17 protein-coding genes and 1 pseudogene are annotated in these 15418 nt (G+C 65.3%); 3 read left to right on the forward strand and 15 right to left on the reverse strand.

Translation table 11 applies throughout. From position 1 onward, the window contains the following. Positions 1-27: 27 nt before the first annotated feature. Positions 28-1041, reverse strand: a complete 1014-nt coding sequence (pdxA, locus tag QNO18_RS20175; RefSeq protein ID WP_283179318.1) for a 4-hydroxythreonine-4-phosphate dehydrogenase PdxA — start codon at positions 1039-1041, stop codon at positions 28-30. A 147-nt stretch (positions 1042-1188) separates the two neighbouring features. On the opposite strand from pdxA, the gene QNO18_RS20180 reads away from it, so the two are divergent. The 3 genes from QNO18_RS20180 (at position 1189) to QNO18_RS20190 (ending at position 2956) form a co-directional block, all read left to right on the forward strand. Next, complete coding sequence (locus QNO18_RS20180; protein WP_283179319.1) at positions 1189-1965, forward strand: DeoR/GlpR family DNA-binding transcription regulator; 777 nt, start codon at positions 1189-1191, stop codon at positions 1963-1965. After that, complete coding sequence (locus QNO18_RS20185) at positions 1962-2612, forward strand: four-carbon acid sugar kinase family protein (RefSeq protein ID WP_283179320.1); 651 nt, start codon at positions 1962-1964, stop codon at positions 2610-2612. The genes QNO18_RS20180 and QNO18_RS20185 overlap by 4 nt, the downstream gene beginning before the upstream one ends. Positions 2613-2674: 62 nt before the next feature. Continuing rightward, the gene (locus QNO18_RS20190) at positions 2675-2956 is read left to right on the forward strand and encodes a nucleotide-binding domain containing protein (RefSeq protein ID WP_283179321.1); all 282 of its coding nucleotides are present in this window, start codon (positions 2675-2677) and stop codon (positions 2954-2956) included. Here the strand turns inward: QNO18_RS20190 and QNO18_RS20195 are convergent. From QNO18_RS20195 to QNO18_RS20260, 14 genes and pseudogenes are all read right to left on the reverse strand, one after another. Further along, the gene (locus tag QNO18_RS20195; protein ID WP_283179322.1) at positions 2946-3713 is read right to left on the reverse strand and encodes a TIM barrel protein; all 768 of its coding nucleotides are present in this window, start codon (positions 3711-3713) and stop codon (positions 2946-2948) included. The genes QNO18_RS20190 and QNO18_RS20195 overlap by 11 nt on opposite strands. 5 nt (positions 3714-3718) lie before the next feature. After that, positions 3719-4626 (reverse strand): annotated as a pseudogene (gene ltnD / locus QNO18_RS20200) (L-threonate dehydrogenase). A gap of 26 nt (positions 4627-4652) precedes the next feature. Continuing rightward, positions 4653-5417, reverse strand: coding sequence for an SDR family oxidoreductase (locus QNO18_RS20205; RefSeq protein ID WP_283179323.1), 765 nt, complete (start codon positions 5415-5417; stop codon positions 4653-4655). Further along, positions 5414-6355, reverse strand: coding sequence for a 3-hydroxyacyl-CoA dehydrogenase (locus QNO18_RS20210; RefSeq protein WP_283179324.1), 942 nt, complete (start codon positions 6353-6355; stop codon positions 5414-5416). Before QNO18_RS20210 ends, QNO18_RS20205 begins: the two co-directional genes overlap by 4 nt. After that, positions 6355-7080 (reverse strand): MBL fold metallo-hydrolase, encoded by a 726-nt coding sequence (locus tag QNO18_RS20215; RefSeq protein ID WP_283179325.1) that lies wholly within the window; start codon positions 7078-7080, stop codon positions 6355-6357. The genes QNO18_RS20210 and QNO18_RS20215 overlap by 1 nt, the downstream gene beginning before the upstream one ends. Further along, on the reverse strand, positions 7013-7243 hold the full coding sequence (locus QNO18_RS20220; protein ID WP_283179326.1) for a hypothetical protein: 231 nt from the start codon (positions 7241-7243) through the stop codon (positions 7013-7015). Before QNO18_RS20220 ends, QNO18_RS20215 begins: the two co-directional genes overlap by 68 nt. A 25-nt stretch (positions 7244-7268) precedes the next feature. Continuing rightward, positions 7269-7847 carry a hypothetical protein gene (locus QNO18_RS20225; protein ID WP_283179327.1) on the reverse strand — a complete coding sequence of 193 codons (579 nt, stop codon included), beginning with the start codon at positions 7845-7847 and terminating at the stop codon, positions 7269-7271. Next, positions 7844-8884 (reverse strand): LacI family DNA-binding transcriptional regulator, encoded by a 1041-nt coding sequence (locus QNO18_RS20230; RefSeq protein ID WP_283179328.1) that lies wholly within the window; start codon positions 8882-8884, stop codon positions 7844-7846. The genes QNO18_RS20225 and QNO18_RS20230 overlap by 4 nt, the downstream gene beginning before the upstream one ends. A 17-nt stretch (positions 8885-8901) precedes the next feature. Continuing rightward, complete coding sequence (gene hisD, locus QNO18_RS20235; RefSeq protein WP_283179329.1) at positions 8902-10188, reverse strand: histidinol dehydrogenase; 1287 nt, start codon at positions 10186-10188, stop codon at positions 8902-8904. Between the two features lie 110 nt (positions 10189-10298). Beyond that, a complete protein-coding gene (locus QNO18_RS20240; RefSeq protein WP_283179330.1) occupies positions 10299-11513 on the reverse strand; it encodes a sugar ABC transporter substrate-binding protein in 1215 nt (404 codons plus the stop codon). A gap of 78 nt (positions 11514-11591) precedes the next feature. Further along, the gene (locus QNO18_RS20245; RefSeq protein ID WP_283179331.1) at positions 11592-12497 is read right to left on the reverse strand and encodes an ABC transporter permease; all 906 of its coding nucleotides are present in this window, start codon (positions 12495-12497) and stop codon (positions 11592-11594) included. Positions 12498-12860: 363 nt separating this feature from the next. Further along, positions 12861-13109, reverse strand: a complete 249-nt coding sequence (locus tag QNO18_RS20250; protein ID WP_283179332.1) for a hypothetical protein — start codon at positions 13107-13109, stop codon at positions 12861-12863. Next, positions 13073-13582 (reverse strand): hypothetical protein, encoded by a 510-nt coding sequence (locus QNO18_RS20255; RefSeq protein WP_283179333.1) that lies wholly within the window; start codon positions 13580-13582, stop codon positions 13073-13075. Before QNO18_RS20255 ends, QNO18_RS20250 begins: the two co-directional genes overlap by 37 nt. Positions 13583-13620: 38 nt before the next feature. Next, on the reverse strand, positions 13621-15192 hold the full coding sequence (locus QNO18_RS20260; protein ID WP_283179334.1) for a sugar ABC transporter ATP-binding protein: 1572 nt from the start codon (positions 15190-15192) through the stop codon (positions 13621-13623). Positions 15193-15418: the final 226 nt, after the last annotated feature.

A 15418-nucleotide genomic window follows, 5' to 3' on the forward strand; every position in this document is an offset into this window, starting at 1 on the left:
GAAAACGGGTTTCCAGGACGATATTGCTCATATCATCGTGAGGGCGTAATCCACCGCCTCGATCAGGCTTGATGCCTCGGCGATGCCCTTGCCGGCAATGTCAAAGGCAGTGCCGTGGTCGACCGAGGTGCGGATCACCGGCAGGCCGAGGGTCACATTCACCCCGTTCAGCGCCGTCCAGCGCCCGGTGGCCGGGTCAACCGCGAAGCCTAAGAGCTTCACCGGGATATGGCCCTGGTCGTGATACATCGCCACGACCGCGTCGAAATCCCCGCCGCGCAGCCGCACGAAGACCGTATCGCCGGGGACCGGCCCGAAGACTTTCTCGCCCTTCGCCTGGTATTCCGCAACCAGCGGCGCCGTCACGTCGATATCATGACGCCCGAAGATCCCTCCTTCGCCGGCATGCGGGTTCAGCGCGGCGATGGCCACGCGGGGCGCCGTCATCCCCATCCGCCTCAGCGTCGCCAGCGTCAGATCCGTTACATGGCAGATGCGGGCCGCCGTGGCGCGTCCCGGCACCTCCTCCAGTGCGCAATGGGTCGAAACATGGCTGACCCGCATGCCACCATGCGCCAGCATCATCACACTGCCCTTCACTCCGGTCAGATCGGCGAGCATCTCGGTATGTCCGGCATAGTGGCGCCCGGCGAGGTTCAGCGCCTCTTTGTTCAGCGGCGCGGTAACGATGCCGTCAATCCGACCCGCCATGGCGAGGCGCACTGCGATGGCGATGGCCTGATAGGCCTGCTCCCCCGCCGCAGCCGTGATCTCACCCCAGCGGATCTCAGCGTCCGGCGCCGGGGTCGGCAGGATCGCGGCCCCTTGCAGCCCGGCAAGCTGCGCCTCGCTGATCACCGGCGGTGGCTGCAATCCGGTGACCTCCGCCGCCAGGGCGAGCGCGCCGGGATCGCCGATCACCACCAGTGCGAAGGCGCCCTGATCCAGCCTGTCCTGCAGATGCGCCAGCGTGCGCAGCGTGATTTCCGGGCCGATTCCGGCGGGATCGCCAAGCGTGATAGCAAGAAGCGGGCGGGACATTGGAACCTCGGGCTGCATCGAACTGAAATCTTTTGACATCATATGAAAGATATTGGAAGTATTTTCCGGCACAATGTGGAATGTATTGAAATATTCGCCGGGCCATTCCAGAATAGCCCGCAACCCAACCGCACCGGAAAGAAGCCCATGCTGCCAGCCCTGCGCCAGGCCCGGATCATCGAATTCCTGCGCCGTGACGGGGCAGCGGGGCTGAAAGAGATGTCAGCCGCGCTCGGGGTCTCCGTCTCGACGCTGCGCCGCGATGTCGACATGCTTTTTGAGGCCGGGCATCTGGAACGCACACGCGGCGGCGCCCTGCTGACCGGCAGTCTGCGTGCCGGGCCAGAGCTCGGCCGCGCCATCGCTTCCGAGCTGGAAAGCGGGGCAAAGGCAGCAATCGGGCGCGAGGCCGCGCAGCTGATCCGCCCCGGCATGACCGCGATCTTTGACAGCGGCTCCACCACGGCATCGGCGGCGCGGGCGGCGCGCGACAGCGGCACGGCCTTTACCGCCGTCACCAATGATCTCGCAATCGCCGCGACGCTGGCGGAGGCGCCGCAGATCCGCCTGATCGTCGCCGGGGGAGAGCTGCGCCCCGGTTCCGGCACGCTGATGGGGGCGGATACGCTCGATCTGATGCGGCGGCTGCGCGCCGATCTGGCTTTCGTCGGTGCCCATGCGGTCAGCGAGACCGAGATGTCGGACACTTCGGTCGAGCTGGCACAGCTCAAACGCGTGATCCTTGCCGCCGCCGACCGGCCAGTGCTGCTGGCGGACAGCTCGAAGATCTTCTCACGCGCCTTTTGCAGCTTTGGTCTGCTGCGACAGCTGGACCGGCTGGTGACGGATGACCGGCTGGGGCTTGATCAGCTGGCGGTGCTGCAACATGCTATTCCCCAGGTCGATCTGGCGGCACTGCCGTGAGGCTGCGGCTGATCGCGGATGATCTGACCGGCGCGCTGGATGCGGCGGCGCCCTTTGCACGCGAGGCCGCGCCGGTGCGGCTGACGCTGTCAGCCGGCGGCGATACGCCTGCGCTGAGCCACAGCACCGAAAGCCGCGATCTGGCGGAACCGCTCGCCTGTGGGCTGGTGCGCGATGCCGCGCGCCGGATGGCGGACCCGTCGGCGCTCTGGTTCAAGAAGGTCGACAGCGTGCTGCGCGGCCACCCGCTGGCCGAGACGCTGGCGATGATGGCAGCCGGCGGTTTCGCGCGTTGCATCTTTGCGCCGGCCTTCCCCGAAATGGGCCGGATCACCAGGGAAGGGCGCCAGCTGGTGCTGGACGGCGGGACCTGGCGCGAGACCGCACAAGGCGATCTGCGCGCGGCTTTTGCCAGGCTGGCGCCCGAGCGCGAAATCCATGTGCCGGATGCGCAGAACGCGGCGGAACTGCGCGCAGCCATCCGCCCCTGGACCGGGATGCAAGGCACGCTCTGGGCAGGAAGCCGGGGGCTGGCCGAGGCGCTGGCCGCCCCCTCATCGCCCCTGCCGCGCCCAGAGGTCGGGCTTTTCATCCTCGGGACAGCGCATCCCGCCACCCGCGCGCAGGCGGCAGCGCTTGCCCCCTGATCCGTCCCGCATCAGGGGCCGGGCTCGACGCCGACAGCGCGAGACCTGTCCTGCTGGACCCGGTGCAGCTCAGCGCTGATGCGCGCGAGACCCATGCGCGGCTGCGCGACAGCCTCTCGCGTCTGCAGCCCGGCGGCGCCGGCGCGATTTTCGTGACCGGCGGAGATTGTCTGAGCCTTGTTCTTGCTCAGACCGGCACCGAAGCCCTCGACTGTATCGGCGAGGCCGGTCCGGGCATCCCTGTTTCGCGCGTCATCGGCGGCCGGTTCGACGGGCGTTTGCTGGTCTCGAAATCCGGCGGTTTCGGCGGCGCCGATCTGCTGACAGGCTTTCTCAGGCGCTGACGGGGATTTCGCGGAAGGCGGGCAGCCAGCACAGCGTCTCAGCAGTCGTCCTGCCGGGCCGGTATTCCGCCCCGATGGGTGCCGTCCAGCCAAGCGCGCCGATCCGCGCGAGCACCGCGCGATAATCCAGCTCGCCATGATCAGGTGCGCCCCGGTCAGGGACCGAGGCGATCTGGACATGACCAATCAGCGGCAGCAGGCGCTCGAACCGCCGGCAGATATCACCGCCGCAGATCTGCAGGTGATAGCAGTCGAACATCAGTTTCAGCGGCGGATGGCCGAGGCCTTCAATGATAGACGCTGCCTGTTCGGCGCTGTTGAGGAAATACCCCGGCGCATCATAGGGGTTCAGCGGCTCGATCAGAATGGTACGACCGCCTGCCCGCGCGCAGGCAAAGGCAAGATTGGCGCGGAACGCAGCATCGGCCTCCGGCCCGGAAGCGATCCCGGCCATCACATGTACCGCCCCGGCGCCAATCGCATCGGCATAGGCGAGCGCTTCGAGGATCGCATCCGCGCGCTCTGCCTCGCGCCCGGGAAGCGCCGCCAGCCCGTTCTCACCCGACGCCCCGCGCCGCGTGTTGAGGCCGAGCATCGGCAGCCCGGTCTCCTCCAGCGCCGCCTTCACCTGGGCCGACGGTGTCTCATAAGGCCAGTGGCATTCGACCGCGTCGAAGCCGGCCTGTGCGGCGGCGCGGATCGCCTCGGGGAGTGGCAGATCGGCCCAGAGAAACCCGAGATTGGCAGAAAAGCGCATCCCGATCAGCCCCCGCTGCCGGGCAGCGTGATTCCGGCCCGCGCGGCGAGCACCTTCGCCACTGCCGCATCATCCTCACGCCCGAGCCCGGCACCTGCGGCTTCACGGAACAGGGCAAGTGCGCTGTCGGAAAGCGGCACGCTGGCCCCAAGCCCAAAGCCGCGCCGGTCACGATGCCGAGATCCTTGACGAAAATATCCACCGCCGAATGCGGCGTATAATCGCCATCGGCGATATGCGGCGCGCGGTTGCCAAACATCCAGCTCATCCCGGCGCAATCGCCGATCACCCCGATCACCTCATGCAGATCGAGGCCGGCGGCGCGCGCCAGCACCATCGCCTCGGCCGCAGCCGCAATATGCACCCCAGCCAGCAACTGGTTGATCATCTTCATCTTTGACGCGGCCCCTGGTGCCGCGCCCAGCCGGAAGACCCTGCCCGCAATCGCGTCAAGCGCCGGGCCGGCCTTGAGGAACGCCGCTTCGGGGCCAGAAGCCATCACGCTCATCTCGCCCGCCAGCGCCTTCGCGGAACCACCTGAAACCGGGGCGTCCAGCGGCAGCATCCCGGCCTCGCGCAACCGGCGCGCCTGATCTTCGGCCCGCGCCGGGTCCTGCGTCACCGAGACCGCGAAGACGGTACCAGACTGTGCCGCCGCGACCGCCTGGCCGGTGCCGAACAGCACGTCTTCGGCCTGATCGGCATTGACGACGAAAAGGAAGACCACCTCCGCCGCCGCGACTGCCGCAACAGCGGTCTCATGGGCGCAACCGCCCTGCGCGGCGAAATCCGCCCGCGCCTCGGGGCGGATATCAAAGGCATGGGTTTCCAGCCCGGCGCGCAAGAGCGACAAAGCCGCGCCACGCCCCATAGAGCCAAGACCGATCACGGCCACAGCACCCGTCCGGGTCATCATCTTCTCCGTTAAAAGGCCCGGCCTCAGCCGAGCGGTCTGCCGCCATCCACGGCGATCACCGCGCCGGTCGAATAGGTCAGAAGCCCCGCCGCCGCGACCACTGCATCGGCGATATGCTCCGGCTGCGCCAGAGCGCCAAGCGGCGTGCGCGCGGCCTGCTCGTCGCGCCAGTCCTGGCTCAGTGATTTGACGAAATCGGTATCGACCAGCCCCGGCGCCACCGAAAGCACCCGGATCTTCGGCGACAACGCCCGCGCGAGCGACAGCGTCATATTGTCGACCGCCGCCTTTGACGCGCAATAGACGATGTTCGATCCCATCCCCGTCCGGGCCGCGATCGAGGAGATGTTGACGATCACTGCCTTGCCGCCCGCGCCCCGGTCGGACGCATCCAGCATCGGTCGCATGGCGCGGGTGGTGGCGACCACACCGCGCACATTCACCGCAAGGATATCGTCGATGATCTGATCCTCCAGCGCGTCAAGATCGTCATGCGGCACGAAACGCGTGATGCCGGCGCAGTTCACCAGAATATCCAGCCCGCCAAACGCCGCGCGGATCTCTGCCGCCGCCTCTGCCAGCGCGGCGCTGTCGGTGACCGGTGCGCGCAAAGGCAGATGCCCCTCGCCCGGCATCAAAGCCGCCAGCGCCTCCGCCCCGGCTGCGGCACTGTTATAGCCAAGTGCCACCCGCGCGCCCGAGGCTGCGAGTCCGATGGTGATGGCGCGCCCGAGCCCGCCGGTCGCGCCGGTGACGAAGGCGCGTTTGCCTGTAAGGTCGATCTTCATTTCGCGCCTTCCCGCGCCCTGAAAGCGGCGAGCCGCGTCAGGCGCCCGTCGCGCCAGGCCCTGCGGGCCGCAAGCTCGCCCTCCGGCAGCGCCGCACGGCGCTCGGCGGAGATGCGGGCGATAAGGTCAGCGGACCAGGGCTGCGGGTCGCGACGGGACTCAGCGATGGAATGATAGAGCGGCCCGAGCCGCGCTGCGTAATCGACCACCCCGCCCGGCGCGTTGAGGTCGATGGTCTCGAACGGCCCCATGAAAGACCAGCGCAGGCCGAGCCCATGTGCCACAGTCGCATCAATATCCGCCGCCGTCGCATAGCCCGCGTCATAAAGCGCCCAGGCCTCGTTCAGCAGCGCGCCTTGCAGGCGGTTCAACACAAAGCCCTCAATCTCGCGCGTCAGCGAGACGGGGACCTGACCCACCGCCTCCATCAGCGCGCGGGTCGAGGTGACGGCATCCACGTCGGTCCAGGGCGCCGGCACCAGCTCCACCACCGGCACCAGATGCGGCGGGTTGACCGGATGCGAGATCAGGAAGCGATTGCGGTTCGCACAGTCTTCGGTGAAAGCCGAGGCCGGGATCCCCGATGAGGACGAGCCAACCACCGCGCCTGCCTTCAGCAGCGGGCCAATCTGACGGCAGACCTCTGTCTTCACATCCACCCGCTCAAAGACAGATTCCTGGATATAATCGGCGGGGCTGACGGCTTGCGACAGGCTTTCCACCACGCTGATCTTCGCCAGCGCGGCGCCTGCATCATCGGCCAGCCCAACCTCAGCCAGGTCGTTCAGCGCGGTCTGCGCCCAGGGGATCACCTTCGCACGGACCTCGGGCGACGGATCAAACACCAGCACCTGATGCCCGGCGCGGGCGAAGACCACCGCCCAGCCGGAGCCGACCAGCCCGGCCCCGACAATCCCTATTACAGCTTTTCCTGACATCATGCGACTTTCGAGGCCTCACCATCGGCGAGGCAGATTTCCGAGATGCGCAGCCCGTCTTTGGTGATTCGCGAGGGGAAGGTGTCGCGCAGCCGCTCCTCATGGACCGGGATCACACGATGAGCGTCATAGCCGGCCTGCTTCATCATCTCTTCCGTCGCCAGCACCAGATTGGTCTGACTGCCGACGGCGAGGCCGACCGGCACATAGATCTCGCCAGCATCGACAGCAGCCCCCGGGCCTTTCACGTTTTCAAAGACATAGACCAGATCGCCGGTCAGCACCCAGGGGTCTGCCGTCTGTGTCTGACCGTCATTCCGGACCGTGACCCACATCGAGCCATAGGTGTGGCTGTCTTCGGCCAGATGCAGATCGATCCCCGGCAGAACATTCTCGACGGCGCCATTGACAGTGATCAGCCGGCGGTCGCGTGCCAGCTCCACCCCGCGCACGATATCGCCGGGATCGACCGCGACCATCATCCAGCGCATCCGCTCGGGCAGCGACATCGCCCAGACCCATTTCGCGATCTCGCGCTCCTGGATGTAGAATTTGGCGTTGGGAAAGTCTTCGACATTGCCGAAATGGTCGAAATGCGCATGGGTGATGAAGACGGTATCGACATCTTCCGGCGTCAGCCCGATCCCGGCCAGAACCTCACGCGGGCTGCGCCAGTTTCTCGACCTTGAAGCGGTCGCCCAGCGTTTTGCCGTAAGCCTTGTCATTATAGCCGACATCGACCATGGCGACGTGATCCTTGCCCTTGATCACGACATAGCAATAGGGAAGCTTCACATAGCCCTGGTTATGGGCGCCATAGAGTACGCCGCTCTTGTGATAGTCTTTCACGAACGAATATTCACAAACCCAGATCGAATAGTCGGACATCATTTCCTCCCAGAACTGTCCCGGATCAATGCCCGCCGCAGGCGCAGCAGGCATGGCTGAAATCAATCATCTGCAGTCCGGCGCGCGTCTCGGCGCAGGTTTCCAACACGGCATATGCGCGGCGGATCTGCGCATTGAGCGCGTCGAAAGTGGCGTCTCCCCCCGGCGCATCCGCCCGCCAGGCGACCAGCCCGTCAAGGATCGCGCGGCAAAGTCCGGCGCTTTCGGCAAGCCGGTCGCGATGGGGGCCAAGTGGACCGGGGGCAACAAGCGCGGCGAGCTGCGCGGCAATCTCCGCCTCGCGCTCGCGGCAGGCTTTCACCTCGGGCAGACCGGCGTGATCGGGGCGCGAAGTGAGCCGCGCGAGGATCAGAAGTCCGGCCAGCTGCCCGACCAGCCGACGCAGATCGTTGAAAACGGCGCGGGCCGCGATGCCGTAGCGCCCGGCAGCGTCGGAGGCGAGCGCCCGCGCGATTTCGCCCTCGTCAGGCAGGCTCTCAGCGGGTGGCGGCTGCATCGGGGCGGTGCAATCGGGGCGGTGCAGCACCGCGAGCCGCTCAAACAGCGCGGCACCCTGCGGGCGGGAGATGGGATGGCCGCTCATTCTTGTCTCCCCGCGGTGGTGCCACGTTCGATCAGCGGTTTCGGGGCGATACGGTGCAATTCGACCGGCGTCCCCGGATCAGCTGCCAGCCGCGCCGCCAGATCGACGGTGACCGCCAGCATCTGGTCAATCGGCTGCGGGATCGTTGTCAGAGAATGCGATGGCCACGAGGCCATGGCGATATCATCGAAACCGACCACTGAAATATCAAGCGGGGCCCCGATCCCCAGCCGCGCCCGCACGCCTTCGACAAAGCCGATGGCGACGATATCATTGGCGCAGAACACGCCATCCGGGCGCTCCGACAGCGCGGCGAAGGCCTCGGCGCCCGAGAACCCGGCCTCATAGCTGAAATTCCCGACCTCAACCTTTTGCGGCTCAGAGAGGCCACGCTCCAGCGCGCGGTCGCGAAAGCCCTGCCAGCGTTCGATATTGGTCGAGGCATCGGGAAAAGCCGCGACATAGCAAAGCCGCCTGTGCCCCTTGTCGATCAGGTGATCGGCGGCCATGCGGGCGCCGGTGATATTGTCACAGGTGACACCATGCCCGGCCGGGTCCGAGGACAGCCGGTTAAAAAAGATACAGGCGGTGCCGGCGGCGGTACATTCCTGCACCGCGCGCGAGGACATGGTGGCGGCGAGGATGATGATCAGATCAGGCTGATAGGTCAGCGCCTGTTCCACCGCCTCATCGATCCGCTCGGGCGCTTCGGCGGAGACCAGCATGACATTCATGCCGATCTCCTGGAGCGCTGTGGTCAGCCGGGTCATCACCTCCGGATAGAAAGGGTTGGTGATGCCCGCGACCACAAGGCCGACGATTCGCGTCCGCCTTGTGATCATCGACCGTGCGAAAGGGTTGGGCCGGTAGCCCATCTCTTCCGCGGCTTCCAGAACCTGGCGGCGGGTTTCCGGGGCAACGATGGCATCGGGATAGAAGGCGCGCGAGACGGTCGAAACCGACATCCCGAGCGAGCGGGCAAGATCCTTGACCGTCACCCGCTTGCGCGAACCACCTTTATTGCTGTCGTCACTCATAACCCTTGCTCCGGTCTTCAGGCTGCGTTGGAACCGCCATAGCGGCGAACGCGGATATTCGCCTGTTCTGCATGGCCCGCAAAGCCCTCAAGCATACAAAGCCGCGAGGCATATTCGCCGATCATCGCCGAAGCGGCGTCAGTGGTGACGCGCTGATAGGTGCAGGTCTTGATGAACTTGCCGACCCACAGCCCGCCGGTATAGCGCGCGGCCTTTTTGGTTGGCAGCGTGTGATTGGTGCCGATCACCTTGTCACCATAAGCAACATTGGTGCGTGGGCCAAGGAAGAGCGCGCCGAAATTCTGCATGTTTTTCAGGAAGTAATCCGGGTCGCGGGTCATGACCTGGACATGCTCATAGGCCAGATCATCGGCGACTTTCAGCATCTCCTCTTCACTGTCGCACAGGATCACCTGGCCGTAAGCCTCCCAGGCCTTGCGCGCGATATCGGCGGTCGGGAGCACGCCAAGCTGGCGCTCGATCTCGGCCAGGGTGTCATTGGCAAGCTTTTCCGAGGTGGTGATCAGCGCCGCCGGGCTGGTCGGGCCATGTTCGGCCTGGCCCAGAAGGTCGGTCGCACAGATCTCGCCATCAACGGTGTCGTCGGCGATCACCAGCGTCTCGGTCGGGCCGGCGAAAAGGTCGATGCCGACGCGGCCGTAAAGCTGACGCTTTGCTTCGGCGACAAAGGCATTGCCGGGGCCGACCAGCATATCGACTGGCGCGATGGTCTCGGTGCCGATCGCCATGGCGCCAATGGCCTGAACGCCGCCGAGGCAATAGATCTCATCGGCGCCGGCGAAATGCATCGCCGCGACGATGGCCGGATGCGGTTTGCCATGGAAGGGCGGCGCGCAGGCGATCACCCGCTTCACGCCGGCAACCTTGGCCGTCAGAACCGACATATGCGCCGAGGCGACCATCGGGTATTTACCACCCGGCACATAGCAGCCCACGGCTTCGACCGGCACATTGCGATGGCCGAGGAAGACGCCCGGCAGAGTTTCGACCTCCAGATCCTTCAGGCAATCGCGCTGCGCCTTTGCGAAGTTGCGGACCTGGGTCTGCGCGAAATGGATATCCTCCAGATCGCGGGGCGAAACTTCTGAAATCGCCTGCTGGATTTCAGTCTCTGAGAGGCGGAAGCTTGCCGGCGCATAGCCGTCAAATTTACCTGCCAGCTCGCGCACGGCGGCATCTCCGCGCGCCTCGATATCGGCAAGGATCGTCTCGACGGTTTCCTTAACGACGGCATCATTCGCCGAGATCGCTTCGGCCGTCTGTCCCTGCTTGAGGTATCTCATGATGGTGGTCCGGTTCCTGTGTGGTGGCCAGTCGGGAAAATCACGCGCGGGGACGGGAGCGGTCCCCGCGCGCAGGGGTTGCGGGCCGGGCTCAGCCGGCGCGACAAGGGTCAGGGCTGAACGGTCGGCTCGACCTTGGTCAGCTTGTAGAGATCAGCGGGCGGCTCGCAGTCCTGGCAGTTGATGCCCGGCTCGTTGGCGCCTGCCGGCACATCTGCGGGCAGTGCCTGGATGGTTGCGCCCTCAACCGGGGTGCCGTTCAGCGCCGAGTCGATGGAAAGCTCGGGCAGCAGCACCGGGTCCAGCACCTGGGTGACGAAGGAAGACGGCACGCGGTCGGCCGGGAAGGCATTGCAGCCATTCTCGAATTTCTCGCCTTCACAGATCTTCACATCGGCAGCCGGCACCCAGGGCAGCGGGAATTCGATATTCATCGGCTCCAGCTCGCGCTTGCCTTCAAGGATCTCCATCATCAGTTTGAACGCATAGCCCGATTGCGCCGGTGGCGAGCCAGCCGAGACACCTTTGAGGCCCTTGGCCTGCATGTCGGGATCTGCCAGCGCGAGGCGGAAGCCATTCGAGTTTTCACCGGTCATCGCGACAAGACGGGCGCCTGCATCAAGCAGCGCCTGGATAGCACCGAATTCACCGGCCTGGGCCCAGATGCCGTCGACATCCGGATGCGCGGCCAGCGCTTTGGCCGTTTCCTGCTGCGTGGTGCGGTCGTCCCAGTAGGAATAGTATTCCGCCACAACTTCGATGCCGGGATACTGGTTGAAGACATGCATCGCGCCATCGGTATGGCGCTTGTCGACCGAATTGCCAGGCACGCCGCGCGACAGGAAGATCTTGCCCTTGCCGCCCAGTTCGTTGACCAGCGCCTGAGCCGAATTCTCACCAAAGCCCGAGGTGATATAGCTGACATTGTAAGCGCAGGGCTCGGTGACGGTGGCGTCATAGGTGAAGAACAGGACCCCCTCATCGCAACCGCGTTTGATGGTGCGGTTCAGCGCGGTCGAGGAAATCGGGAACGTGATGATCCCATCGGCACCATCCTCGATCATGCTCTCATAGGCCGAGATCTGCGCCTGGGGGTCAGTGCCCGAGATCACCTCGATCAGCTCAACCGTCTCGTTATAGGGCGCTGTTGCCGCAAGGGCCTTAACGATATTCGCCGCCTCCGACTGCCAGGAGTTGCCGGAATAGGAGAGTGAGAGATAGATCTTGTATTTCTTGCCCTCTGCCGCAGCCGGGCCGGCGGCAAGCACACCTGCAGTGGCCAGAGCCAGCGCCGAAAGCGAGAGTTTCGCGAATGTGGTGGTCATGGTTTCGTTTCTCCTCCTGAAAATCTGTTGGTCTCTGCATCCGGCGCCCGCTCAGGCAGGCGCCGCCCTCCCCTGACCTCAGCCCTTGCGGACCAGGGCACGGATCTTCTCGAACACCTCGTCGCGCAGCAGCAGCAATGCGACGAGGATGATGGTGCCTTCGATGATCGTGCGAAGGCCGAATTGCAGCCCGATCGCCGAGATGATGGTGCCGAGCGTCGTCAGCAGGATCGCGCCGCCGACGGTGCCGAGGAACGAGCCGGAGCCGCCAAGGATCGACGAACCGCCGATCACCACCGCCGCAATCGAGGGCAGCATGTAATTGTCACCCATCCGCAGCGTGGCGCCGTTCGAATAGCCGGCCAGCATCATGCCGGTGAAACCGGCGCAGGCGGCGCTGATCACATAGGGCGCCACCTGTGCGGTCAGCATCGGGATGCCGGCGATGCGCGCGGCCTCGGGATTGGTGCCAAGCGCGTAGAGATAGCGGCCAAGCGTGGAACGCGACTGCACCAGCCAGCCGAACGCCACGAAGAGGATCACGAACACCACCGGCAGCGGCACGCCGGCAAGATGCGATTTCATCAGCCAGGTCAGCGCTTCGGGCGAGGCCCCGCGCGGCGTCCCCTTGGTCATGCCAAGCGCGACCGATGCCACGATAATCGAGGTCGCCATGGTCATGATGAAGGGCGGCACTTTCAGCCAGACGACGCCGATGGCGGTGGCAAGCCCCACCCCGGCGCAGATCACCACGACAAGCGGCAGGAGATACCATGCACCGGGATTACCCGCCCCCACGAGACTGGTCGCCAGCACCCCGCCAAGGGTGATCAGCGCCGGCAGTGACAGGTCAAGCCCGCCGGTCAGGATCACCAGCCCCTGGCCGAACGAAAGGACCACGAGGAAGGAGGCCAGCACCATCACGGTCTGCACCTGCGCCCATGAGCCGAGATTGGGGCTGATGAAGCGCGAGCCAAGCAGCATGAGGATGCAGATCGCAAAGACCGCGAGCGTCGAGATCGTCTCGCGTGAGATCCTGGCCGCGCCACGCCGGTCGGGGATGCTGCGTAACCTGAGGATTTTTCGGCTGAAGTGGAAGTAATCATCTGTTTCATCTCAGCGCTTCCCAAGGCCTGCGCGCCCGATGCCCGCCAGCACACCGCTGAAGACCACGCGAGGATCAGCACCGCGCCCTGGAAAATCCCGGTATAGAAAGAGGCGACGCCGCTGGAGAACAGCACCTTTTGCAACAGCATCAGAGTGCCCGCCCCATGACCGAGGCGAAAAGCCCTCCCTTGCCGCCCGTGAAAGCGGTGCCGCCAAGCGCCACGGCGGCAAAGGCCAGCATCAGCAGTGGCGTCCCGGCATTGGGGTTGCCGGTCGCGGTCTGCGCCGAGAGCATATAACCGCCAGCCCGTAAAGCATTCCGGCGCCGACAAAGGTCAGGAAGCGCGCCCGCGCCACCGGCACGCCGGAAAGCCGCGCCGCCTGTTCATCCTCGCCAATGGCGTAAAGCGCGACACCCCAGTCGGTGCGGCGGGCGAGGCTCCAGATCACGATCACCGCCAGCACGACCAGCCCGGAAACCGGCACCACCCCCAGAGCCGGTCAGTCAGCTCATAGCTCACCCAGTTGGCCACCTGGCCGCCGGGCGCATCAAGGATCACCAGTGCGATGCCCTGGCAGATGATCATCGTGGCCAAAGTCGCCGCGATAGCCTGGAGCCGCAGCCCCGCCACCAGCCAGCCATTGACCGCGCCGACCACCGCGCCGATGCCAAGACAGATCCCCAGCGAGGCCAGCGCCCCAGCTGGCCCCTGCAGGGGATAGACCGCCATCACCACATTGGTGAGCGAGACCACCCCGGCGAGCGAAAGGTCAAAGCCCCGCGACAATACCACCAGGGTCTGGCCTGCGGCGGCAAGCGCCAGCGGCACCGAATTGTTCACCAGATTGCCAAAGGCTCCCAGAGACCAGGCGCGCGGCTGCTGCCAGACATTGATCGCGTAAAGGATGACATAGATCAGCACGATGAGCACCGCGCCCTCGGTCAGAAGGCTTTTGAGCACCGGCTTTCGCTTCATTTGTCTCTGTTCAGTCGCGGAACTCATGCCGCCTCCCCTTTTGCGCGGGGAGCATGTTCCGCTCCCTGGCCCAACATGGACGCGACAAGGCGCTGTTCGGTGATCGCCTCGCCCTCGAAAACGCCATTCACGCGGCCGCCGTAAAACACCAGCGCGCGGTCGGCGAGCTGGACGATCTCGGGCAGTTCGGATGAGTAGAACAGCACCGAGCCGCCCTCATCGGCAAAGGCCCGGATCGCGTCATAGATCGCCTGTTTGGTGCCGACATCGACGCCCCGCGTCGGGTCGTAAAGCACCAGCGTGCGGGCCCCCGTCGCCATGGTGCGCGCGATCAGCGCCTTCTGCTGATTGCCGCCCGAGAGGTCTCCGATGGCAAAACCCAGATAGCGCGGGCTCAGATCAACCTTCGCGGCCGTCTCAAGCGCATGTTTTGCCTCTGCTTTCGGCCCGACAATCAGCGCGCGCGAGATACGGCCCAATACAGGCAGCACCACATTCGAGGCGGTGGAGAGGCCGGCCAGGATACCCTCGGTCTTGCGCTCTTCGGGCAGGAAGGCGATGCCGCTGCCGGCGGCCAGCGCCTGGCGCGGGCTGCGCAGTGTGACGGGCTTGCCATCGACACGGATCTCACCGCTGCTGACCGGCTCCAGCCCGGCAAGCATCCGGAAGAGCCCGCGCTGGCCCTGTCCCTCCAGCGCCGCGACGCCCAGAACCTCGCCCGTGCCGAGCGTGAAACCGGCGCCGTTCACGCCCCGGCCGGTTACGTCTTTCACCTCAATCCGGTGGGTGGCTGTCGCACGTGGCGCGCGGGCCGGGCGGGCGTGATCGACCTTGTGGCCGACCATCATCTCGAAAATATCGTCATCATCCGCCGCCGCCAAATCGACGCTCGCAATCGAACGCCCGTTCCGGAGAACGGTCGCCCGCGTCGCCAGTTCGCGCACCTCCGGCAGGCGGTGCGAGATATAGAGCACCGCAAGGCCGCGCGCGGTACTCTTGCGGATCAGATCGAACAGCCAGTCGGTCTCAGCCAGCGAAGCAGTCGGCTCGTCAAGAATAAGCAGTTTTGAGGCATGTTCCATCGCGCGCAGGATCTCGATGCGCTGGCGCTCGGCCAGCGGCAGATCGGCGATCAGACTGCGCGGGCTGATGCGGCCCATATCGTATTTAGCCAGGGTGGCCGCCGCCTTTTCCTCGCCAAGGCGGCGGGAATTGATGCCAAAGCCACCTTTTGGCTGCTGCGGCAAATGCAGGTTCTGCGCCACGGTCAGGTTGCGCACGAGGCTCAGCTCCTGAAACGCGGTCGCCACGCCCATGCTTTGGGCCGCAAGAATCGAGCCCGGCGCATAGGCCGCCGCGCCGATCTGCATCTCGCCCTGATCCGGGCGAACCGCGCCGGTCAGGATCCGAACCAGCGTCGATTTACCAGCGCCATTCTCGCCCAGAAGCGCATGGACCTGGCCCGCCGCCAGCGAAATATCGGCATGTTCCAGCGCAACGGTCGCCCCGTAAGCCTTACGCAGGCTTTCGGCACATAGCGCCACCGCCCCCGCAAATGCAGGGCTGCCGCTTTCGCGGCCGGTCGCATCAGACATAGATCTCCTCCCTCGCCCCGGAGACGTTTGCGTCAGACTAATGCAAACGTTCTCTGGGAACGTTTGCATATAAGGATGATTCCATTCTTCGGGTCAAGCTGTTAAATTTGTGCCCGGATCAGACTACGGCACAGGGCCAGAACAGCGCGTAAGCCAAGATCCGGCACACCTGGGTGCTGAGGAATATTATTACATGTTTTCCATGTGTTACAGAAGAACGGATCGC

It is taken from the genome of Gemmobacter sp. 24YEA27, assembly GCF_030052995.1.
GTDB lineage: Bacteria > Pseudomonadota > Alphaproteobacteria > Rhodobacterales > Rhodobacteraceae > Pseudogemmobacter.